Origin of the sequence: Sinorhizobium chiapasense (assembly GCF_036488675.1) — a bacterium.
In the GTDB taxonomy this organism is placed as follows: Bacteria; Pseudomonadota; Alphaproteobacteria; order Rhizobiales; family Rhizobiaceae; genus Sinorhizobium; species Sinorhizobium chiapasense.
Genome location: NZ_CP133148.1, coordinates 481,860 through 502,558 on the forward strand (window position 1 = coordinate 481,860; position 20,699 = coordinate 502,558).

The 20,699-nt window shown below is 59.5% G+C and carries 25 protein-coding genes; 17 read left to right on the forward strand and 8 right to left on the reverse strand.

Annotated elements, in window-relative coordinates; all coding sequences use genetic code 11:
* Positions 1–145: 145 nt before the first annotated feature.
* Positions 146–1,027 carry a LysR family transcriptional regulator gene (locus RB548_RS02185; RefSeq protein WP_331373431.1) on the reverse strand — a complete coding sequence of 294 codons (882 nt, stop codon included), beginning with the start codon at positions 1,025–1,027 and terminating at the stop codon, positions 146–148.
* A 113-nt stretch (positions 1,028–1,140) separates the two neighbouring features.
* Between RB548_RS02185 and RB548_RS02190 the strand changes: the two genes are divergently transcribed.
* The 3 genes from RB548_RS02190 (at position 1,141) to RB548_RS02200 (ending at position 5,007) form a co-directional block, all read left to right on the forward strand.
* Positions 1,141–2,637: a CoA-acylating methylmalonate-semialdehyde dehydrogenase gene (locus RB548_RS02190; protein ID WP_331373432.1), complete on the forward strand. Its 1,497-nt coding sequence runs from the start codon at positions 1,141–1,143 to the stop codon at positions 2,635–2,637.
* A 212-nt stretch (positions 2,638–2,849) separates the two neighbouring features.
* Positions 2,850–3,962, forward strand: coding sequence for a YjgN family protein (locus RB548_RS02195; RefSeq protein ID WP_331373433.1), 1,113 nt, complete (start codon positions 2,850–2,852; stop codon positions 3,960–3,962).
* Positions 3,952–5,007, forward strand: a complete 1,056-nt coding sequence (locus RB548_RS02200) for a M48 family metallopeptidase (RefSeq protein ID WP_331373434.1) — start codon at positions 3,952–3,954, stop codon at positions 5,005–5,007. The genes RB548_RS02195 and RB548_RS02200 overlap by 11 nt, the downstream gene beginning before the upstream one ends.
* Positions 5,008–5,121: 114 nt before the next feature.
* Here RB548_RS02200 and RB548_RS02205 read toward each other — a convergent pair whose 3' ends face one another.
* Entirely contained in the window at positions 5,122–6,165 is a 1,044-nt protein-coding gene (locus tag RB548_RS02205) for a Fe(3+) ABC transporter substrate-binding protein (RefSeq protein ID WP_331373435.1), read from the reverse strand.
* Positions 6,166–6,352: 187 nt separating this feature from the next.
* Between RB548_RS02205 and rirA the strand changes: the two genes are divergently transcribed.
* Positions 6,353–6,817 (forward strand): iron-responsive transcriptional regulator RirA, encoded by a 465-nt coding sequence (rirA, locus tag RB548_RS02210; protein WP_331373436.1) that lies wholly within the window; start codon positions 6,353–6,355, stop codon positions 6,815–6,817.
* Between the two features lie 39 nt (positions 6,818–6,856).
* On the opposite strand, the gene RB548_RS02215 is transcribed toward rirA, so the two are convergent.
* Positions 6,857–7,246: a response regulator gene (locus tag RB548_RS02215; RefSeq protein ID WP_331373437.1), complete on the reverse strand. Its 390-nt coding sequence runs from the start codon at positions 7,244–7,246 to the stop codon at positions 6,857–6,859.
* 81 nt (positions 7,247–7,327) lie between these two features.
* A complete protein-coding gene (locus RB548_RS02220) occupies positions 7,328–8,041 on the reverse strand; it encodes a helix-turn-helix transcriptional regulator (RefSeq protein WP_331373438.1) in 714 nt (237 codons plus the stop codon).
* A gap of 533 nt (positions 8,042–8,574) precedes the next feature.
* On the opposite strand from RB548_RS02220, the gene RB548_RS02225 reads away from it, so the two are divergent.
* The 8 genes from RB548_RS02225 (at position 8,575) to RB548_RS02260 (ending at position 16,310) form a co-directional block, all read left to right on the forward strand.
* Positions 8,575–10,170, forward strand: coding sequence for an ABC transporter substrate-binding protein (locus RB548_RS02225; RefSeq protein WP_331373439.1), 1,596 nt, complete (start codon positions 8,575–8,577; stop codon positions 10,168–10,170).
* A 109-nt stretch (positions 10,171–10,279) separates the two neighbouring features.
* Positions 10,280–11,284, forward strand: coding sequence for an ABC transporter permease subunit (locus RB548_RS02230; RefSeq protein ID WP_331373440.1), 1,005 nt, complete (start codon positions 10,280–10,282; stop codon positions 11,282–11,284).
* Positions 11,285–11,294: 10 nt separating this feature from the next.
* A complete protein-coding gene (locus RB548_RS02235; protein WP_331373441.1) occupies positions 11,295–12,203 on the forward strand; it encodes an ABC transporter permease subunit in 909 nt (302 codons plus the stop codon).
* A 1-nt stretch (position 12,204) separates the two neighbouring features.
* The gene (locus RB548_RS02240; protein ID WP_331373442.1) at positions 12,205–13,059 is read left to right on the forward strand and encodes an ABC transporter ATP-binding protein; all 855 of its coding nucleotides are present in this window, start codon (positions 12,205–12,207) and stop codon (positions 13,057–13,059) included.
* Positions 13,056–13,880, forward strand: coding sequence for an ABC transporter ATP-binding protein (locus RB548_RS02245; protein WP_331373443.1), 825 nt, complete (start codon positions 13,056–13,058; stop codon positions 13,878–13,880). Before RB548_RS02240 ends, RB548_RS02245 begins: the two co-directional genes overlap by 4 nt.
* 306 nt (positions 13,881–14,186) lie before the next feature.
* On the forward strand, positions 14,187–14,531 hold the full coding sequence (locus RB548_RS02250; protein ID WP_180940249.1) for a RidA family protein: 345 nt from the start codon (positions 14,187–14,189) through the stop codon (positions 14,529–14,531).
* Positions 14,532–14,890: 359 nt separating this feature from the next.
* Entirely contained in the window at positions 14,891–15,061 is a 171-nt protein-coding gene (locus RB548_RS02255) for a hypothetical protein (protein ID WP_331373444.1), read from the forward strand.
* 121 nt (positions 15,062–15,182) lie between these two features.
* Positions 15,183–16,310, forward strand: coding sequence for an AI-2E family transporter (locus RB548_RS02260; RefSeq protein ID WP_331373445.1), 1,128 nt, complete (start codon positions 15,183–15,185; stop codon positions 16,308–16,310).
* Positions 16,311–16,350: 40 nt separating this feature from the next.
* On the opposite strand, the gene RB548_RS02265 is transcribed toward RB548_RS02260, so the two are convergent.
* Positions 16,351–17,148 (reverse strand): response regulator, encoded by a 798-nt coding sequence (locus tag RB548_RS02265; protein ID WP_331373446.1) that lies wholly within the window; start codon positions 17,146–17,148, stop codon positions 16,351–16,353.
* Positions 17,149–17,335: 187 nt separating this feature from the next.
* On the opposite strand from RB548_RS02265, the gene RB548_RS02270 reads away from it, so the two are divergent.
* Entirely contained in the window at positions 17,336–17,527 is a 192-nt protein-coding gene (locus tag RB548_RS02270; protein WP_331373447.1) for a NepR family anti-sigma factor, read from the forward strand.
* Positions 17,528–17,747: 220 nt separating this feature from the next.
* On the opposite strand, the gene RB548_RS02275 is transcribed toward RB548_RS02270, so the two are convergent.
* Positions 17,748–17,996 carry a glycine zipper domain-containing protein gene (locus RB548_RS02275; protein ID WP_283961537.1) on the reverse strand — a complete coding sequence of 83 codons (249 nt, stop codon included), beginning with the start codon at positions 17,994–17,996 and terminating at the stop codon, positions 17,748–17,750.
* 103 nt (positions 17,997–18,099) lie between these two features.
* Positions 18,100–18,348 (reverse strand): glycine zipper domain-containing protein, encoded by a 249-nt coding sequence (locus RB548_RS02280; RefSeq protein WP_331373448.1) that lies wholly within the window; start codon positions 18,346–18,348, stop codon positions 18,100–18,102.
* A 485-nt stretch (positions 18,349–18,833) separates the two neighbouring features.
* Between RB548_RS02280 and RB548_RS02285 the strand changes: the two genes are divergently transcribed.
* A complete protein-coding gene (locus RB548_RS02285; protein ID WP_331373449.1) occupies positions 18,834–19,154 on the forward strand; it encodes a hypothetical protein in 321 nt (106 codons plus the stop codon).
* A 32-nt stretch (positions 19,155–19,186) separates the two neighbouring features.
* The gene (locus RB548_RS02290; RefSeq protein ID WP_180940255.1) at positions 19,187–19,384 is read left to right on the forward strand and encodes a CsbD family protein; all 198 of its coding nucleotides are present in this window, start codon (positions 19,187–19,189) and stop codon (positions 19,382–19,384) included.
* Positions 19,385–19,440: 56 nt separating this feature from the next.
* Here RB548_RS02290 and RB548_RS02295 read toward each other — a convergent pair whose 3' ends face one another.
* The gene (locus RB548_RS02295) at positions 19,441–19,635 is read right to left on the reverse strand and encodes a hypothetical protein (protein ID WP_331373450.1); all 195 of its coding nucleotides are present in this window, start codon (positions 19,633–19,635) and stop codon (positions 19,441–19,443) included.
* A 231-nt stretch (positions 19,636–19,866) separates the two neighbouring features.
* Between RB548_RS02295 and RB548_RS02300 the strand changes: the two genes are divergently transcribed.
* Positions 19,867–20,031, forward strand: coding sequence for a DUF1328 domain-containing protein (locus tag RB548_RS02300; protein ID WP_153438296.1), 165 nt, complete (start codon positions 19,867–19,869; stop codon positions 20,029–20,031).
* A gap of 153 nt (positions 20,032–20,184) precedes the next feature.
* Positions 20,185–20,685 (forward strand): TIGR00645 family protein, encoded by a 501-nt coding sequence (locus RB548_RS02305; protein WP_331373451.1) that lies wholly within the window; start codon positions 20,185–20,187, stop codon positions 20,683–20,685.
* Positions 20,686–20,699 lie beyond the last annotated feature (14 nt).

The window sequence follows — 20,699 nt, forward strand, 5'->3', positions numbered from 1 at the left end:
GCAGGTAACCAAGGGATTTGGTGGTTCGGCGGTCAATTTTAGGTTGTTCTAATTAGCAGATTGGCGTTGCCCTGTCACATCGTCCTTTCGGGTGACGTGTCGGGATGTCCCTTACTCAGTCGCTACAACGCAACTGGCCCTGCGTCTAATCGAAGATCTGATGCTCCGCCGCCACCAGCTCCTGCAAAAACGAAACGACGGTGCGCACGCGCACGAGATCGCGCGCGCTTTCGTGATAGGTCGTCCAATAGGCGCGCCGGATGGTCGTTTCCGGCAGGATGCGTTTGAGCTCGGAAACCTGGCGGGCAATGTAGTTGTGCAGAATGCCGATCCCGGCGCTGGAACGGACGGCTTCCGTTTGTCCCGTGGCGCTGGAAATCTCGAAAGAAGCGTCCCAGCTGCGCATGATTTCGGCGGAGAAATTGAGCGAAGGCGTGAAGATCAGGTCTTCGACATAGCCGATCCGGCGATGGTCCTTGAGATCGTCAATCGCTCGTGGCGTACCGTGGCGGGCAAGATAATCTGCCGATGCGTAGAGCCCCAGTGTATAATCGGTCAGCTTGGATGAAACGAGACGTCCCTGTTCCGGGCGCTCGATGGTGATCGCGATGTCGGCCTCACGCTGTGACAGCGAGAAGGAACGCGGAACCGGAACGAGCTGCAGCTTGAGCTCCGGATAACGCGCCGTAAGCCGCCCGAGGCGTGGCGCCAGGAAGGAGACGCCGAAACCGTCCGGCGCGCCGATGCGCACCGTGCCGGCGATCGCCGTGTCGATCCTGCCGATCTGCGATTGCGCCGCGAGCATTTCGGTTTCCATGCGTTCGGCGGCGGCAAGGAAGACTTCCCCCTCCGCCGTCAGCTCGCAGCCGCTCGGACGGCGGACGAGAAGCCTGGTTTTTAGTGTTTCCTCAAGCGCCGTCACTCGGCGGCTCAGGGTGGCGTGATTGATGCCGAGCCTCTTGGAGGCGGCGAGAATTTGCCCCGTTCGCGCCACCGCGAGAAACACTCTGACATCGTCCCAGTCCACGCCGCAGCTCCATGGGCTTTAGTTTTTGCACAACGGTTCCTGAATATCGGAAATTGAATTGTTCAAATCGTAGTGCGATCATGGGACCACAATCAAGATCAGGAGGAGCACCAATGTACGAAATCGGACATTTCATTAACGGCGAGCGTGTTGCCGGCAAAAGTGGCCGCACCAGCAACATCTTCAATCCTGCGACCGGTGAAGTTCAGGGGACCGTGGCGCTGGCAAGCGACGCGGAGCTCGCCGCAGCGGTCGAAAGCGCGAAGGCCGCGCAGCCGAAGTGGGCCGCCACCAATCCGCAGCGCCGCGCTCGCGTTTTCATGAAATTCGTCCAGCTGCTCAACGAAAACATGAACGAGCTGGCCGAGATCCTTTCGCGCGAGCACGGCAAGACGATCGAAGATGCCAAGGGTGACATTGTTCGCGGCCTTGAGGTTTGCGAATTCGTCATCGGGGTGCCGCATCTCCAGAAGAGCGAGTTCAGCGAGGGCGCCGGTCCGGGCATCGACATGTACTCGATCCGCCAGGCGGTCGGCATCGGTGCCGGCATTACCCCGTTCAACTTCCCGGCCATGATCCCGATGTGGATGTTCGCGCCGGCGATCGCCTGCGGCAATGCCTTCATCCTGAAGCCGTCCGAGCGTGACCCATCCGTGCCGATCCGGCTCGCCGAACTGATGATCGAGGCCGGTCTGCCCGCGGGTGTGCTCAACGTGGTCAATGGCGACAAGGGCGCGGTCGACGCGATCCTGACGCACCCGGATATTTCCGCGGTTTCCTTCGTCGGTTCGACGCCGATCGCCCGCTACGTCTATGGCACCGCGGCGATGAACGGTAAACGCGCCCAGTGCTTCGGCGGCGCCAAGAACCACATGATCATCATGCCGGACGCCGATCTCGATCAGGCCGCCAATGCGCTGATCGGTGCGGGCTACGGCTCCGCCGGCGAGCGCTGCATGGCGATTTCCGTCGCCGTTCCGGTAGGTGAGGAAACCGCGAACCGGTTGATCGACAAGCTGGTGCCGATGGTCGAGAGCCTGCGCGTCGGTCCCTATACCGACGAAAAGGCCGACATGGGGCCGGTCGTCACCAAGGAGGCCGAGCAGCGCATCAGAAGCTTGATCGATAGCGGCATCGAGCAGGGCGCGAAGCTCGTCGTCGATGGCCGCGATTTCAAGCTGCAGGGCTATGAGAACGGCCACTTCATTGGCGGCTGCCTGTTCGACCATGTCACCCCGGACATGGACATCTACAAGACGGAAATCTTCGGACCGGTTCTCTCGGTCGTCCGTGCAAAGAACTACGAGGAAGCGCTGTCACTGCCGATGAAGCACGAATACGGCAACGGCGTCGCAATCTACACCCGCGACGGCGATGCGGCGCGCGACTTCGCTTCCCGCATCAACATCGGCATGGTCGGCGTCAACGTGCCGATCCCGGTTCCGCTCGCCTACCACTCCTTCGGTGGCTGGAAGTCCTCTTCATTCGGCGATCTCAACCAGCATGGCACGGACTCGTTCAAGTTCTGGACCAAGACGAAGACTATCACTTCTCGTTGGCCGTCCGGCATCAAGGATGGTGCCGAGTTCTCCATCCCGACGATGAAGTGAGGAACACAACGATCCTCCCGTCTGGGCCTCCTTCGGGAGGCCCTTTTTTGTTGCATCGGCTGAGGCGGTACAACTAACGTTGCTGCATCGAGCGGAGATTCGCGGCCAGGGACTATCGGGGGATAGTGGCCATTGACGCGTCGATGCAATTCAGCTGCGCCGGGCGAACATCTCTTCGCCTGGCGTTTCGAAACTAGAGCGAGGGGAACACCATGGCTTTGAGCGAGCCACCAACGATATCGCCGGCATATCTTGATCGTCGTAACAATTTCGGGCGCTCGCCGGCAGGCGACTTTCAGCGCCTGTCCTTTGCCGGCAGCGCCAGCGAATATTTCGGGATCTGGATCGTCAATATCCTGCTGACGATTGTCACGCTCGGCATTTATTCGGCTTGGGCGAAGGTTCGCCGCAACAGGTACTTCTATGGCAACACCGTGTTGCTTGGCCGTGCCTTTGAATATCATGCGAAGGGCAAGCAGATACTCATCGGACGAGCCATCGTGATCGGAGCACTGGTGGTGCTCAATGTGGTGGCCACACTCGCACCGGTGCTCGTGCTCTTGCCAACAGTCGTGGTTCTCGCGGCGTTGCCCTGGCTTGTCGCGAGAGGGTTGCGCTTCAATGCGCGCGTGACGAGCTATCGCAATGTCCGCTTTGATTTTGTGGGTGGCGCAGGTGGCGCGTTCAAGGCGTTTATCCTCGGCGGTTTCCTCGCTCTCATCACATTGGGGCTGCTGGCGCCGCTCGCCAGCCGGTGGGTTGGTCGTTACGTTGGAACAAACCTGCGCTTTGGCGGAAGGGCCTTCCAGACAGATCCGCCGCTTGCGCCGCTTTATCGCGGGTTGTTCCTCGGCCTGGGGCTTGCACTGGCGGTCGCTCTCCTGGCCACCGCGATTGTTATGGGAACATTGCGCGCGACAGGGACGCTGGGCCAGCCGACGGAAAACTCGATATGGCTGTGGTTCTCTATTGGTTCCAGCTACGCCGGATTTATAACCTTCTATGGCATTATTACATTGTTCTACCGCGCCGCCGTACGCAATGCAGTCTGGAATTCGACTGTCTTTGACGGAAAACACAGATTCTTCAGCGGCTTGTCGCGAGGGCGCTACACCTGGATCGCGATCTCGAACGTCGTTGTCACCATTGTGACGTTGGGCCTGATGCGCCCTTGGGCGGCGGTGCGTATGGCGCGTTACACATGGACTCGGACCGGTGTCGCCATTTCCGGGGTCGTAGGTACGCTGGTGAGCGACATTGAAGAACAGGCCTCAGCTGTGGGGGCCGAGTTCATTGACTTCGAAGGTTTTGATTTTGGCTTCTAGCAGTGTCCACATCGCCCCCGGCGAATGGCACCCGGCCGGTTCAACCCGCTCGGTGCCTTCGCAACTGATCGACGATGGCGGCGAGATCACGGCGATCGATGCATCCGGTGCCAAACTCGCAGGCGGCGCCTTCGCTGCCGTCGACATTTCGGCACGTGTCGGTGCTATCCCGCGTCGCGTCGAGTTTGCCGACGGATCGCTTTTCGAAACGACGCACAACGATGCGGTCGATCGCTATTTGAAGCAGAAGGGACGGGTCGGCTTCATTCACGAATTGGAACGCTTTCACCCGCGCCTCATCGCCGTTATCGCCGCGACCGTGCTTTGTAGCATTGCGATCTACCGCTACGCCGTGCCGGCGCTCGTCGAGATCGCGGTGCTGGTCACTCCGCCGATCGTGCCGAAGATCATGTCGGCGAGCACCATGAAAACGATGGACCGCACGCTGCTCGACCAGACGCAACTGACGGCCGAGCGGCAGGACAGGATCCGCGAGGGCTTCAAGGCGATCGCCGCACGCTCCAGCCGCGGCGAGGCCGGATACACGCTCAATTTCCGCAAGGGCGGACCGATCGGCCCGAACGCCTTCGCGCTGCCGGACGGCACGCTAATCGTTACCGACGAACTCGTCGAGCTTGCCGGCGACGATCCCGAAATGATCGTCGGCGTGCTGGCGCATGAGATCGGCCATGTCGAACTCGAACACAGCCTCAGGCAGATCTATCGCGCGGCCGGTGTTGCCGGCCTCATCATGATGATTGGCGGCGACATTGGTTCGGGCGCGGAAGATGTGCTGGTGCAGGGTGCCGGTCTTCTCTCGCTTTCCTATTCCCGCGGTGCGGAAGGCGCGGCGGACAGGCACTCGGTCGAACTGATGCAGAAGGCAGGCCGAGATCCGACGGCGATCGCCCGCTTTTTCGATCTGCTCGAAGAGAAGCTCGACGATCACGGCGATACCAGCATTCTCTCGACGCATCCCGGAACGCCCGAGCGGCGCAAGACGATCCTTGATTATGTCGCGGAGTTGCGCGCCAGAGCGGGATGAGGAAATGTGTGTGCGGTTTTCCGCCCGCATCCTGCCATGGCGCGCATAGCCCTACCCAGAACGAAAACAGCGGGCCAAGGCCCGCTGTCCACATTCTGTAAAATCGGCTTGCGCTCAATCCTGCGGGCCGTCGTTGTAACCGACCTTGTCGACCAGTTCCGATGCCTTCTTGCGGTTGGCCGCGATGTCGGCAAGCGGCAGCGTATCGGGCTTGATCGTTCCGAAGGACTTGACGACCCCGGAAGGCTCGGCGCCTGCGAGCACCGGGTATTCGAAAACCTGCTCGGCATAGATCTTCTGCGCTTCGCCTTCGGACAGGAACTCCATCAGCTTGATGGCGTTGTCCTTGTTCGGCGCGTTCTTGGCGAGCGCCATGCCCGAGATATTGACATGGGTGCCGCGGTCCTTGGCATTCGGGAACAGGACCTTGATCGCTGCGGCCCATTCCTTCTGTTCAGGCTCCCTCTCGTTGGTCAGCATGAGACCGACGTAGTAGGTGTTGCCGATGGCGAGGTCGCATTCGCCGGCGAGAATGGCCTTCGCCTGGTCACGGTCGCCGCCGTCCGGCTTCTTGGCGAGGTTGTTTCTGAGACCCGTCAGCCATTTCTCCGTTTCGGCTTCGCCGTGATGGGCAACCATCGAGGCGAAGAGGCCGATATTGTAGGAGTGTTGGCCGTCGCGCGTGCAGATCTTGCCCTTCCACTTCGGATCGGCGAGCTCCTCGTAGGTGATGTCGTTCTCGGTCACGCGCTCCTTCGAGGCGTAGACGACACGGCCGCGCGTCGTGAGGCCGAACCAGTTGCCGTCGGGATCGCGAAAATGCGCCGGAATATCCTTGTTGATCGTCTCGTTGATGACCGGCTGGGTAACGCCCCCGTCCTTCGCCTCGGTGAGGCGGCTGATATCGACCGTCAGGATAACGTCGGCAGGGGAGTTTGCGCCTTCCGCCTGAATGCGCTCGACAAGGCCCTTGTCGAGAAAGAGCACGTTGGTTGTGATGCCGGTCTCCTTGGTAAAGGCGTCCAGCAGAGGCTGGATCAGATCCGGCTGGCGATAGGAATAGATGTTGACTTCGCCATCAGCCCAGACCGGTGCGGTCGAAGCAAACAGCGTCGCCGTTACCGACAGTGCTCCGATCGTCACTCTTGACATGCACATGGTGCCCTCCGTTTCGTTTTGACGTAACTTAACAAAATCGGTCATCTTTTTGACGCCGCGCGCACGGACAGTCAACAGTCAAACATAGCCGTCAACCAGAAGTGATTTTTTGCCGTTTTGGAATTGTTCCAAACTGCGATCCGTCCTATATGATGAAAAGATGAATTTCTCGATTCCGGAGTGAATTATGCGTCTGACGAAGCAAACGAACTACGCGGTTCGCATGCTGATGTACTGTGCTGCGAACGGCGAGAAGCTCAGCCGCATCCCTGAGATCGCCAAGGCCTACGGTGTCTCCGAGTTGTTCCTGTTCAAGATTTTGCAGCCGCTTACCAAAGCGGGCCTGGTGGAAACCGTCCGGGGCCGCAATGGCGGTGTACGGCTGCCAAAGCCGGCATCCGAAATCACCCTCTTCGACGTCGTGAAGGTTACCGAAGACAGCTTTGCCATGGCGGAATGCTTCGAAGCCGGTGAGATCGATTGCCCGCTGGTGGATAGCTGCGGCCTTAACGCCGCCCTGCGCAAGGCGCTGAATGCCTTCTTCGAAGTGCTTCAAGGCTATTCGATCGACGACCTGGTCAAGGCCCGGCCGCAGATCAACTTCCTTCTCGGCCTTGACGAGCCGGCACAGGTGCGCACCTCGGCGGCCTGATTTTCCGCCCCCTCGTGGCGGCTGTCTGGCCGGCCGCCCTTACTCCTCCGGCAAATATTCCCTTAGGATGAACTCGATCGCCGTCGGGTCGATTTCCGATTTGTCGATGCGGAAATCGGCGCCATACTCTTCCAGGCTCTGGAAGTAGGGGTCACCCGGCGAGGACGATATGACACCGATTGGGCCGATGAAGCCCTGATGCCTCAGTGCGGGAACGGTCTCGCGAAAATCACCGCGAGGATGCACGAGATTGTCCAGCAGAACCATCGAGACCGGTTTGCCGGAAAGAAGAAACGCGATCGCGCTGTCCATGGTCCGGCAGTAGTGCAGTTCGATGTCGATGCTGTCCACTTTCCTGATCAGTCCGCTGAGGATGAGGTTTTCCGCCGGGTTGTCGTCAACGAGCAAGATGTGGGCTTTCCGTGTCATGACCGTTCACATCCCTGATTGATCGGCGGTCCATGCGGGAGGCATGCCGCTCGCGTGGCGTTCCCGGCCGCGCCGGTAACGTCATTGGATAATCTGTTCTCGTATCGCTTTCGCGACCATTTGCGTCCGGTTGACCACATCGAGTTTCTTGAGGATCGTTGCGGTATGGGAATTCACGGTGTGTTCCGAGACCGAGACGATCAGGGCAATCTCACTCGCCGTCTTTCCGTGCGAAATCCACTTGAGTATTTCGGTTTCCCTCGGCGTCAGGCCCATGCCAGCCTTGTTGGCGAGCGTCGCCCGATAGAAATAGTCGAAGGCAGATGCCGCGCTGTAGCATAGCTCGTAGTGCTCGGCCTGTTCGATGTCTTCGCCATCGCCGAGGAAGAGGACCGCGTAGCGCGATCCCGTCGTTGCCGCATTGACAGGCACGCAAAGCAACAGGTCGAAACCGAGTTGGGAAATGAGGCCATGCCCTGGTCCCAGCGTCGGATCATCCGCGCGCCATACCGACGAAATGTTCGACGCATGCAAGGCCCTGTAGACGATGGAATCACCGAAACGGTGACGCTTGTCGTATTCCTCGGCGAGGCCGGAGGGGAGGTCGTGGAGCACCAGTCGGCTGGAAAGCATGCAGGCGTCATTCTCGTTGCCGAGTTGCAGGATGCCGAAATGCCCAAAGCCGAAACGCAGCGCCAATGTGTGGAAAATGCGGAAGAAATCCACGCGGTTGAGAGCCGTCTCCAGCTCCTCGTGAAGGTCGTATCGCCTGTGATTTTCCTGCAAGACTGCCACGCGCCGGCTATCTCCCCATTGCCGCGCGGCAATTTGCCGACCAGCCTGACATGGACACCGGCTCCATGTTGGCGGCCAAATCCTCTACATGGATATCACCCACGCCGAATGTTCCCCCGAAATCCGTACACATTCTATTGCACGACAGGCTTTGCGTTTCTACTGCACTATTTTGGGGTTCACCGGGCCCGGCCGACGACTTTCGAGCCCTGCGACGTGCTGATACTCGCGCGGTTGACCAACGCATACGGTGCGTTTTTCTGGCGCGCCGGGTGCGAAAGCGCTGTCAATTCTTTTGTCCGGGCGGTAAACGCGCCTCGAAGACTGAGATCCGCCGAAACGGGGTTCGTGTTGGAAATCGTGGACAGTTGCGCGAGCTCTACTTAAGGAAGAATTTTTCGCATAGACAAATTTCTGCAGTGACTTATTGCATTGCGACGCCAAATGTCGTTCCATCCGCCCTTGACCGGGTGCAAACGTCATTCCGCGTCAGGCAAATACGAGAACAAAAAACAAATCTGGGAAGCAAGCTCATGAAAAAGCTCACTACTCTCTTCGCAGCGACGGCGCTTGCCACGCTGATGGCCGGCTCGGCTTGGTCGAAGACGTTCGTCTACTGCTCTGAAGGTTCACCGGAAGGCTTTGATCCCGGCCTCTACACGGCCGGTACGACGTTCGATGCTGCCGCGCACACCGTTTACAACCGCCTTCTCGAATTCAAGAAGGGCACGACGGAGACCGAACCAGGGCTTGCTGAAAGCTGGACGATTTCTGACGACGGCCTCGAATACACATTCAAGCTCCGTCCGGGCGTCAAATTCCAGACGACCGAATTCTTCACCCCGAGCCGTGAACTGAACGCCGACGACGTCGTCTTCTCGCTCGAGCGTCAGTGGAAGTCCGACAATCCGTGGCATGGCTACGTGACCGGCGGTTCCTGGGAATATTTCGCCGGCATGGGTCTGCCTGACGTGCTCGAGTCGATCGAGAAGGTCGACGACATGACCGTGAAGATCAAGCTGAAGCGCAAGGAAGCACCGTTCCTCGCCAACCTCGCCATGCCCTTCGCGTCGATCATGTCGAAGGAATATGCCGATAAGCTGCAGGCCGAAGGCAAGATGAACCAGCTCAACCAGATGCCGCTCGGCACCGGTCCGTTCGCCTTCGTCGGCTATCAGCAGGATGCGGTCATTCGTTACAAGGCTCATCCGGACTATTGGGGCGGAAAGCAGAAGATTGACGATCTCGTCTTCGCGATCACCACGGATGCAGCCGTGCGCTTCCAGAAGCTGCAGGCTGGCGAATGCCATCTGATGCCTTATCCGAATGCGGCCGATGTCGAGGCGATGAAGGCCGATCCGAACCTCAAGGTGATGGAGCAGGCCGGCCTCAACGTCGCCTATCTCGCCTACAACTCGACGCAGCCTCCCTTCGACAAGCCTGAGGTCCGCAAGGCGCTGAACAAGGCCATCAACAAGCAGGCAATCGTCGATTCCGTCTTCCAGGGCCAGGCTACCCCGGCGACGAACCCGATCCCGCCGACGATGTGGTCCTATGACGACAACATCGCGGACGACACATACGAGCCGGAAGTCGCCAAGAAGATGCTCGAGGATGCCGGCGTCAAGGATCTCTCGATGAAGGTCTGGGCGATGCCGGTTGCGCGCCCGTACATGCTGAACGCGCGTCGCGCTGCCGAACTGATCCAGGCCGATTTCGCCAAGATTGGCGTCAAGGTCGAGATCATCTCCTACGAGTGGGCCGAATATCTCGAGAAGTCGAAGGCGAAGGACCGCGACGGTGCCGTGATTCTCGGCTGGACCGGTGACAATGGTGATCCGGACAACTTCCTCGACACGCTGCTCGGTTGCGACGCTGTCGGCGGTAACAACCGCGCTCAGTGGTGCAATCAGGAGTTCGACGACCTGGTGACCAAGGCCAAGGAAGCGACCGACGTTGCAGAGCGCACCAAGCTCTATCAACAGGCTCAGGCAGTCTTCAAGAAGGAAGCACCCTGGGCAACGCTCGACCACTCGCTCTCCATCGTCCCGATGCGCAAGAACGTCGAAGGCTTCGTGCAGAGCCCGCTCGGCGACTTTGCTTTCGACGGCGTTGACATTGTAGAGTAATCTTACCGACTGACCCGAAGGGGGCGTTTGCCGTTGGGCGAGCGCCCCTCTTCCTTTTTGCCAGTGCTGCCGCAAGGAGTTCGCGGCCACGATTGGCAGAGGTTTGACTATGTTCCGATTTCTTCTGGGGCGCTTGGCAGTGCTGATCCCGACATTCATCGGGGTCTCCATCATCGCCTTCTCCTTCATCCGCCTGCTTCCGGGCGACCCCGTGGCGTTGCTTTCCGGCGAACGGGTGATGTCGCCGGAGCGGCACGCTGAAATTTCTCACCAATTGGGCTTCGACCGTCCCATCGTCGTGCAGTATCTGGATTACCTCTGGGGTATTCTCCATGGGGATTTCGGCACCTCGATCGTTACCAAGAAGCCAGTGATCGATCAGTTCCTGGAACTCTTCCCGGCGACAGTCGAACTCTCGCTGTGCGCGATCATTTTCGCCGTTGTCGTCGGCATTCCGGCGGGCGTTATTGCGGCGATCAAACGCGGTTCCATATTCGACCAGATCATCATGGGGACGGCGCTCGTCGGCTTCTCGATGCCGATTTTCTGGTGGGGCTTGCTCTTGATCATCGTCGTCTCCGGCATGTTGCAGTGGACGCCGGTGTCCGGACGGATCTCGCTGATGTTCTTCTTTCCGTCGGTCACCGGCTTCATGCTGATCGATTCTCTGTTGTCGGGGCAGGAGGGTGCCTTCCAGTCCGCCTTCAACCATCTCGTTCTGCCGACGATCGTCCTCGGCACCATTCCGCTTGCCGTCATCGCGCGGCAAACCCGTTCGGCGATGCTCGAGGTTCTTTCCGAGGACTATGTGCGGACGGCCCGTGCCAAGGGGCTTCCCACGTTCCGCGTCGTGGGCATCCATGCCCTGCGCAACGCAATGATTCCGGTCGTGACCACGATCGGTCTCCAGATTGGCGTGATGCTGGCCGGCGCCATCCTGACGGAGACGATCTTCTCCTGGCCGGGCATCGGCAAGTGGATGGTCGATTCGGTTTTCCGCCGCGACTATGCCGTCATCCAGGGCGGGCTCCTGATCATCGCCGCCGTCATCATGCTCGTGAACCTCGCCGTCGACCTGATGTACGGCCTCATCAACCCTCGTATCCGGCATTGAGGAGGGCGATATGACTGAAGTTACTGCAACAAGCCCCATATCGACCGATCCGTCCCGCCGGGCGAGGCTTGCCGAGTTCTGGTACTATTTTTCGGAGAACCGCGGCGCCGTCATCGGTCTGTTCTTCTTCCTTTTTCTGGTGGTGCTCGCCATATGCGCCCCGCTCGTAGCGCCGCATGATCCGACCATCCAGTTCCGCGAGGCGGTTCTGCTTCCGCCCTTCTGGCAGGAAGGTGGTCGCGCGGCCTTCCTCCTCGGAACCGACGCCGTCGGCCGCGATATGCTCTCGCGCCTCATCTATGGCACGCGCTTTTCGCTGTTCGTCGGCGTTATCGTGACCACATTGTCGCTGATCGGCGGCATCCTCATCGGCGTCATCGCCGGCTATTTCCGCGGATGGGTCGATACTGTCATCATGCGGATCATGGATATCATCCTGGCGTTTCCGTCGCTGCTGCTGGCGCTGGTTCTGGTCGCCGTGCTCGGTCCCGGTCTCACGAATGCGATGATCGCGATCGCGCTGGTGTTCCAGCCGCATTTCGTTCGGCTGACCCGGGCAGCCGTGATGACGGAGAAGACCAGGGACTACGTCGTGGCGGCAAAGGTCGCCGGCGCGGGCCACCTGAGGCTGATGTTCAAGACCATCCTGCCGAACTGCATGGCGCCGCTCATCGTTCAGGCGACGCTCTCCTTTTCGAGTGCGATCCTCGACGCGGCGGCACTCGGCTTTCTCGGCATGGGTGCGCAGCCGCCGACGCCGGAATGGGGAACGATGCTTGCGGAAGCTCGCGAATTCATTCTGCGTGCTTGGTGGGTTGTGACGCTCCCCGGCCTTGCGATTCTCGCGACTGTTCTCGCAATCAATCTCATGGGCGATGGTCTGCGTGATGCTCTCGACCCCAAGCTGAAGAGGTCCTGACATGGCGCTCCTCGAAATTGAAAATCTCGTCGTTGAATTTCAGACATCCTCCGGACCGTTCCGGGCGGTCGACGGCGTTTCGCTCAAGGTTCATGAGGGCGAGGTCCTGGCGATCGTCGGGGAATCGGGCTCGGGCAAATCCGTGTCGATGCTTGCTGCGATGGGGCTTCTGCCCTGGACCGCGAAGGTGACGGCGGACAAGCTTGCCTTCAATGGACGGAACCTTCTGAAAATGTCCGCGACCGACCGTCGAAAGATCATCGGCAAGGACATCGCCATGATCTTCCAGGAGCCGATCGCCAGCCTCAATCCGTGCTTCACGGTCGGCTTCCAGATTGAGGAAGTACTGCGCATCCACATGGGCCTCGACCGCAAGGCGCGGCGCAAGCGCGCGATCGAACTCTTCGAGGCCGTCGGTATTCCCGATCCGGCCGAGCGTCTCGGCCATTATCCGCATCAGATGTCGGGCGGGCAGTGCCAGCGCGTCATGATAGCCATCGCCCTTGCCTGCAACCCGAAGCTGCTCATTGCAGATGAGCCGACGACCGCGCTGGACGTGACGATCCAGAAGCAGATCCTCGATCTTCTGATGAGACTGCAGCAGGAATACCGCATGGGCCTCATCATGATCACCCACAACATGGGCGTGGTGGCGGAAACGGCCGATCGCGTCGTGGTTCAATACAAGGGCCGCAAGATCGAGGAGGCGGATGTGCTGTCGCTGTTCGAATCGCCGAAGAGCAACTACACGCGCGCGCTTCTTGCTGCCCTGCCGGAGAACGCGACGGGAGACCGCCTGCCGACGATCTCCGAACTTTTCAACGACCAGCAGATGCTGGAGGGAGCCACTCGATGACTCACGTTCTCGAAGCCCGCAACCTGGTGCGCGACTACCACATTCCCGGCAACCTGCTCCGCAAGGCGCGTACCGTTCATGCGCTGAAAGGCGTAAGCTTCACCGTGGATGAGGGAAAGACGCTCGCGATCGTTGGCGAAAGCGGCTGCGGCAAGTCGACGCTTGGCCGCATCATCACGCTGATCGACCCCGCCACATCGGGCGAGTTGCTGATCGGCGGAAAGAAGGTCGACATCGCGAAGGACGGCCTGACGTCGGAAATGCGCCGTAAGGTGCAGATCGTTTTCCAGAATCCATATGGTTCGCTCAACCCTCGGCAGAAGATCGGCGACATCCTGGCGGAGCCGCTGGTCATCAACACCAAGGCGCCGGCCGACGAGCGGCGTGACCGCGCCATGACGATGCTGAAAAAGGTGGGGCTCGACGAGAAGCACTTCAATCGCTACCCGCACATGTTCTCGGGCGGCCAGCGTCAACGCATCGCCATTGCGCGCGCCTTGATGCTCAATCCCAGTCTCCTCGTGTTGGATGAGCCCGTCTCCGCGCTTGATCTTTCGGTTCAGGCACAGGTCCTCAACCTGCTCGCGGACCTGCAGGACGAGTTCCACCTGACCTATGTCTTCATCAGCCATGATCTCTCGGTGGTACGCTACATCGCCGACGACGTGATGGTGATGTATTACGGCGAGGCGGTGGAATACGGCAGCCGTGACGAGGTCTTTGCGGATCCCAAGCACACCTATACCAAGACCCTGTTTGCCGCCACGCCGCGCGCAGACGTTGCCAGCATCAAGGCGCGCCTCGCACGGAAAGCCGCTTGAGATATCCTGCCCTGTCACCTGCAGCGCCGCGCGTCTTATCAGGCGCGCAAAGAACGCCGTGGCACTTTGAATCACTGCATGTTTTCATCCTTAAATCGGGTACGATTTAAGGAAACATGCAGTAGCGCAGGGTCCAACGGGCGTTCAGGTCCGAGCTTTCCGATCGGACGGGACGGAGCGGCTCCTTGGCCTTGATTTCCCTTTGGTGTAGAGCTTCTCCGCCGCTAACACCACTCGCCTTCCGGCGGCGGGCGGACGCCACCAGCCGGACGGAAGTGGTCCGGCCCAAACTTCAGGATGACAACAATGGAAATCAAGCGCTTTGAAACCGGCCCGCGGATGAGCCAGGCCGTGGTCTATAACAACACGGTTTACCTGGCCGGTCAGGTTGGCAACGCCGGTGACGACGTCGTCACCCAGACGAAGCAGGCGCTCGCGGAAGTCGATCGTCTTCTCGCCCTCGCAGGCACGGATAAGACGCGCATCCTGTCGGCAACGATCTGGCTCGCGGACATGGCCGACTTCGCCAAGATGAATTCCGTTTGGGATGCCTGGGCGCCGCAGGGCCACACGCCCGCACGTGCGACTGGTGAAGCCAAGCTCGCAACGCCGGAATACCTCGTCGAAGTCATTGTCACCGCTGCCGCGTAAGCCTTTCCTCTTTTGAGCTTTGGCTGAATCGAAGCGCGCCGTCGTGCCCTGTGCACGGCGGCGTTTTTTCTTCGACCTCGAGCACCTTCCCCTGTACAGCGCCGCGAGTCCTGTCAGACTCGCAAAAGACGCTGCAGCACTTTGAATTCCTGTATGTTTTTATCCTTGAAGCGGCTGCAATTTAAGGAACCATGCACTACAGCGCCGCGCGTCTTGTCAGACGCGCAAAGGTCGCTGTAGCACTTTGAAGTGCTGCGTGTTTTTGTCCTTAAATCGTCTACGATCTAAGGAAACATGCAGTAGGAACCAAGCACTCGCTCGGGCGTTTATCGGTCGTTCCGCAATGGAAGGAATGACCAATGCTCTACTGGCTGCCACGCCTTTTCGTGTTGGTGCTAGCCGGGATCGTGATCGGTTTCGGCCTCATCCCTCAGACAACGGATGAAGTCGCGCGCACGCTGCTGATAATCGTTCTGGGATTGGGCCTGCTCTCCCTGACGCTCCACATATTTCCACCCGGACAACATTGAGCGACCCCTTGGGTGAAAGGCGGACGCGCGGGTGTGGGGCGAGGGCAGGTTGTTGCGGATTTGCCGTTTGACCGATGGCATTGCCGACGTTGCGAAACGGTAGCAGAAAAGAAGGACGCCGATGGAAACAGCGAGGCATACCGCCGAGCGCAAACGGAAGCGCAGTGTGGACAAGGAAATCGCCCTGGCCGCATCGCCGACAGGCGCCGTGCGAAAACGCAACGGCATGGAACTGGCGGTCGCGCTAAGCACGGTCGGCCTCTTCACCATCGCCTGTTCAGCGGCCGTCTATTCCATGGAAGCGATCCTTATGCCGATCACGCTGGCGATTATCGTCGGCATCGTGCTCGGCAGGGCGGCCGACGAATTGGAGAGATTCGGCCTGCCGCCGATCTTCGGCGGCCTTTTGATGGCGCTTCTCTTCGTGCTCGGGCTATCCTCGCTCGTGAATGCACTTCTTGGCCCTATCACCGAGGTGGCGCGTGAGGCTCCCCGGCTGGCCGAGGGTGTCATAGAGCGGATATTGCCGTTCATCGAGCGTTTCACCTGGTTGAGAATGGCGCTGGTACGCAACGCCGATCAGAACGCACTTGCCGACACCCTCGTGAAGAATGCCGGCCCCTTGCTTGGAGCCGTTGCAGCAGGCCTGACGCCGGCACTTGTCCAGACACTTATTTTTCTGGCGGCCCTTGTGCTTTTTCTGCTCGGCCGCCTTCAACTGCGCAGCACGATCATCCTTGCCTTTGCGGCAAGGGAGCATCGTTTGAACGCGATCCGGATCATGAACGCGACCGAGGATGCGCTCGCTCGGTATTTTTCGACGGCGAGCCTCATCTATCTGGCGCTGGGCGTGATGACGATGGTGATCGCGCTTGCCGGCGGATTGACCATGGCACCGTTGTGGGGGTTGTTTGCCTTCGTATCGAGTTTCATTCCCTATCTTGGCGTGACCTTCATGACGCTGTCCCTGCTCGTCGGCGGATTGATGACGCACAATGCGCTGCTTCTGGGGATTGCGCCTGCCGTCGCCTTCTTCCTTGTACACCTGGTCATGGAAAATCTCGTCGTTCCGGCGATCCTCGGGCGCCGCTTCGAGGTCAATCCATTTCTGATTTTTGTCGCGATCATTTTCTGGACCTGGATGTGGGGCGCCGTCGGCGCAATTCTGGCCCTACCCCTGTCGCTTATCGCCATGACCATTTTCGCGCAGGTGCGCGAGCCGCCGCCGGACCGGCAGTTGCCGGAGTGACGTTGGCGATGCCGGATTGCTGGCGGTGCAGCCCGCGAGTTTACGGGCGTCCCGTCCGCGCCTGTTCGTCGAAGAACAGGGCTTGGCTGATCAGTGCCTTCACCATTTCTGGATTGAAGGGCTTCGTTACCAGAAATGCCGGCTCCGGCTTCTTGCCCGTCAGGAGCCGTTCGGGGAAGGCGGTAATGAAGATCACCGGCACGGTGGTTTCAGCCAGGATATCGTTGACGGCGTCGATGCCGGAACTGCCGTCGGCGAGCTGGATATCGGCAAGAACCATTTTCGGCGATGTCGTCCGATAGAGTTCGAGCGCCTCCCCGTAGGTTCGAGCGATCCCGGTGACGCGATGGCCGAGGCTTGTCACCATGTCCTCGATATCCATGGCGATCAGCGGTTCATCTTCGATAATCATGACCTCCGTCGCCACCTGACGCGAAATCTCCTGTGACGCCCCGGCGAGAAGAGTGGTGAAGGCGCCTGGGTCGAGGTTCATGATCTCGGCCGCCTCGCTTGTGGAAAAGCCTTCGACGGCGATCAGCAGGAATGCCTGGCGCGGCGCCGGTGCGATCAACGACAAATTGGCCGCGGCGTTGCGCTCCCAGGCGAAAGGCGACGTCAATTGTGTGCGATCGATTTCCAGCTTGTCGAACAGGGAGCAGAACAGCTTGTAGAGACCGATTCGGTCGCTGGAGGCGGTTGGGAAGAGGCTGACGTCCTCGATCAGCGCCTCGAGAACGGCGGCGACATAAGCGTCGCCTGCCGCTTGCGAGCCAGTGACGGCGCGGGCATAACGCCGCAGATAGGGAAGATGTGGCGCAATCCTGGTGGAAAGTGACATTTAGGCCTTCCTAAACTATTGTGCCGGTATGGTCCCGGTCTTGCGGACAATGGGCGTGCAGCAGGATACGTCAATGTTTTGAGCACGTCTTTCGGATTATGGAAAGCCTAGAGTAAGCAGATGACGGGCATAGGGGACAGGAATGGCCGGAACAGGGGGATAAGGCCTCGGCGCGCGGAAGCGGAAAATGAATGATCCTTCCGGACGGCGCAATGCGCGTGGCGCTGCCGCCAGGCATCCCTCGACGGATCCGAGCGCACAGATCGCTTCGAAATTGAGGGCACTTTACCAAGCCCTGGAAAACGAACCGATTCCGCTGCAGTTTATTGAATTGCTCGAGCGTCTAGACGCGGCCGAGCACGTGCAGTCACGACGCTGATGCCCCCGCCGTTCCACGCGGCCGCTTCGCATCACCCGTTGCGATAGGGCGCTGGCTTGGCGTGCGTAGCAACCCGGCGGCAATTACTCCATAGCCGGCCGGGTTTCGCCCGACAGCGCCGCGCGTCTAACAGACACGCAAAGGACGCCGTAGCACCTTGAATTGCTGCATGTTTTTATCCTCAAATCGGCTACGATCTAAGGAAACACGCAGTAGCCGATCAGCAACGCGCGGTGTAGCGGCGGCCGTATTGGTCGCGATAGTAGCAATAGCCGGGCTCGTTCGCACGGCCGATAAGGGCGCCGGCAACACCACCGACCGCAGCGCCGACAGCGGCCCCTCGGACGTCATTCGTTATGGCGCCGCCGATGATACCGCCGGAAGCTGCGCCGATTGCAGTACCTTTCTCCGTAGCCGTGCAGGCCGCAAGGGGAAGGATCAGGCTTGCGACGAGAAGTATCTTTTTCATGATGCGTTCCTATCCGGGGTTTGAGTTGCCGTAACCGAAGAAGGAGTTGTCTGGGCACAAGATTTCGGGCGGAGCGCGGTCTCCTGCAATCGCGCTTGTCCGATCAGCAAGCTGCAGTATAGCGCCGCCCGTAGCGGTCACGATAGATGCAGCGCCCAGGCTCGTTTGCCCTGCCGATCAGGGCGCCGGCAACGCCCCCAACAGCCGCGCCGACCGCGGCACCCCCCACATCATCGGTGATTGCTCCGCCAATGATACCACCGGTAACGGCGCCGATTGCCGCACCTTTTTCCGTCTGCGTGCAGGCCGCCAGGGAAAGGATCAGGCCTGCTGCAACAAGTATCTTCTTCATGACACGTTTCCCTATCCAAGCTTGGTTACCAAACCGCGGGAGATGCTGAGCGGGTGTTTTCCGGTCGAGAGACGGGAGGCCGATAAGCATGCCGGTCACGAGTCGAAGTCACCCGTAGGCGATCGCTGACGCGGCCACAATCATAGCATGTTTCTGACATTGTTTGGCTTGTCGCTGCAGGCGCAATTGGGTCACGCATACTTCACTCCCTTGAACCCGGCCGCCGCCCGCGGCGCTTGTTATTGTTGCCAAAACGCCGACTGTGGCCATTTGTTCCGCGTGTCCACACACCGTTGCGCCTGACAGTTGTCGCCCATGCGCATCCCGGTCGCAAAGACCGCCGAATAATCGGCCGTGTGCCCAAGCCTCCTCAGGCCTCCTCAAGCCTCCTCAAGCCTCCGCTAAAGCAATTGTTCACGCGAACGAGGAACCGGCGACGGGTCTGGTTCGTTTGTTTCTCGCCTCAGCGTCGAAGGAGCGCGGAAATGGAACATGTTGCCGCCATCATGGTTCTCGTTGGCTGCATGCAGGAAACGACGGCGTGCCGTGAGGTGCCATCGCCGGTGGTCGCCTTCGAAACCGTCGAGGAATGCCAGGCCTTGCTTCCTCCCGCGATGGAGGAGGTCGGCAAGGTTTTCAAGACGGCATACGGCAAGTGCGCCGAGGTTGATCCTGCGCTCATCGTCGAGAGTGCAGTAATCGAGTGGACGATCACACCTGCGAGGAAGCTTGAAGTGACGGTGACGCCAGATGAAGAGCCCTATACGGTCGCAGGCCGTGTCCGCCCGTCGTCCGGCGATGAGTGACTTCCCGCATCACAGATTGAAAGGAGCGTTTCATGAATTGGGACATCATCGAAGGCCGGTGGACCGAATTCAAGGGCAAGGCCCAGGGGCAATGGGGAAAGCTCACGAACGATGATCTCGACGTCATCAACGGCAATCGGAAGGAGCTCGCCGGGCGCATTCAGGCGCGTTACGGAATTGCCAAGGAAGAGGCGGAGCGTCAGATCGACGAGTGGGCATCGCGCCATTGACAGGCTGACGCCCGAAAGGGCGTGACGCGCGTCTTGCAACGGACGCGCGTCGCTTATCATCCGTGGGTGTCGCGTTCTGCTTTTTCCAGTGCGTCAAGAAGACCCTGGAGACGTTTGTTGCGTTTCTCTTCCGTGTGCATGTGAAGGTCGCGCATCGTCCTGCCGATATGCAGGTTATGCCTGCGCACGGCCGCGTTGTGCCGGGCGACCTCGGTCACCGATTTCCATATATGTCGCGACGGAATCTTCATTGCGTTCCCAAAAGCTTTCGTTACCGGGACAACGCCAAGCCCTATCGAAGGTTCCTGGCGAATTTTGTTCCCGTGCGCCGATCTTGGCACCGTTTCTCGTTCCTTGGTTAACGAAAGGTTTTCTTTCGCTTCAAAAGATTTTTAGGGTCTCGCCGAGAGAAACATCGAAACCGGAACAAAGGCGATGAGCTACGCGTTACAATTTCACCAACGCAGACATTGGAGATATCAATGCTCTACTATGCTCTCGTCTTTCTGATTGTTGCCATCATCGCCGGCATTCTCGGCTTTGGTGGTATTGCTGGAGCTTCGGCAGGCATTGCCCAGGTCTTGTTCTTCCTGTTCCTCGTATTCTTGGTGATTTCGCTTATTGCCGGACTCATGCGCAGGACCTGACGCGACAAGTCCGTGGGCTCATGAACGAGAAAGGGGCGAAGCGCGACGCTTCGCCCCTTTCCGTTGTGAGCAATGTTCTGTTCCCTTGCTCTGGCCAATGCCCTTGGCTATTCATGCGAGTACCCGCCCACCGGTCAGGAACAGAACAATCACATGAAGTCCCTGGAACTCATCGTCGAGCGCATCATCCTTTCGAGCCGATGGCTGCTGGTCGTCTTTTATCTCGGACTGGTTGCGGCGCTTGCTCTCTACGGCATTTCCTTCATCTACAAGTTCCTGAAGGTCGCGGGCCTGGTCTTCGTCTACGACGATGCTCAGATGATATTGGCAATGCTTGGGTTGATCGACGCCGCACTCGTCGCGAGCCTGATCGTCATGGTGATGATTTCCGGATACGAAAACTTCGTCAGCCGCTTCGACGAGGGTGAGGGCGAGGTCTCCTTCCTGGGCAAGCTTGATTCCGGCAGCCTGAAGATCAAGGTCGCCTCCTCAATCGTGGCGATCTCGTCGATCCATCTTTTGCAGATCTTCCTCAATGCCCAGCAGTTCACGAGCGAGAAGCTGATGTGGGCGACGATCATGCATCTGGCTTTTGTCGCTTCGGCCGTGCTCCTCGGTTCCCTGGAGCAGATCATGAGCAAGTTGAAAAAGTAGCGGCGCGACCGCTG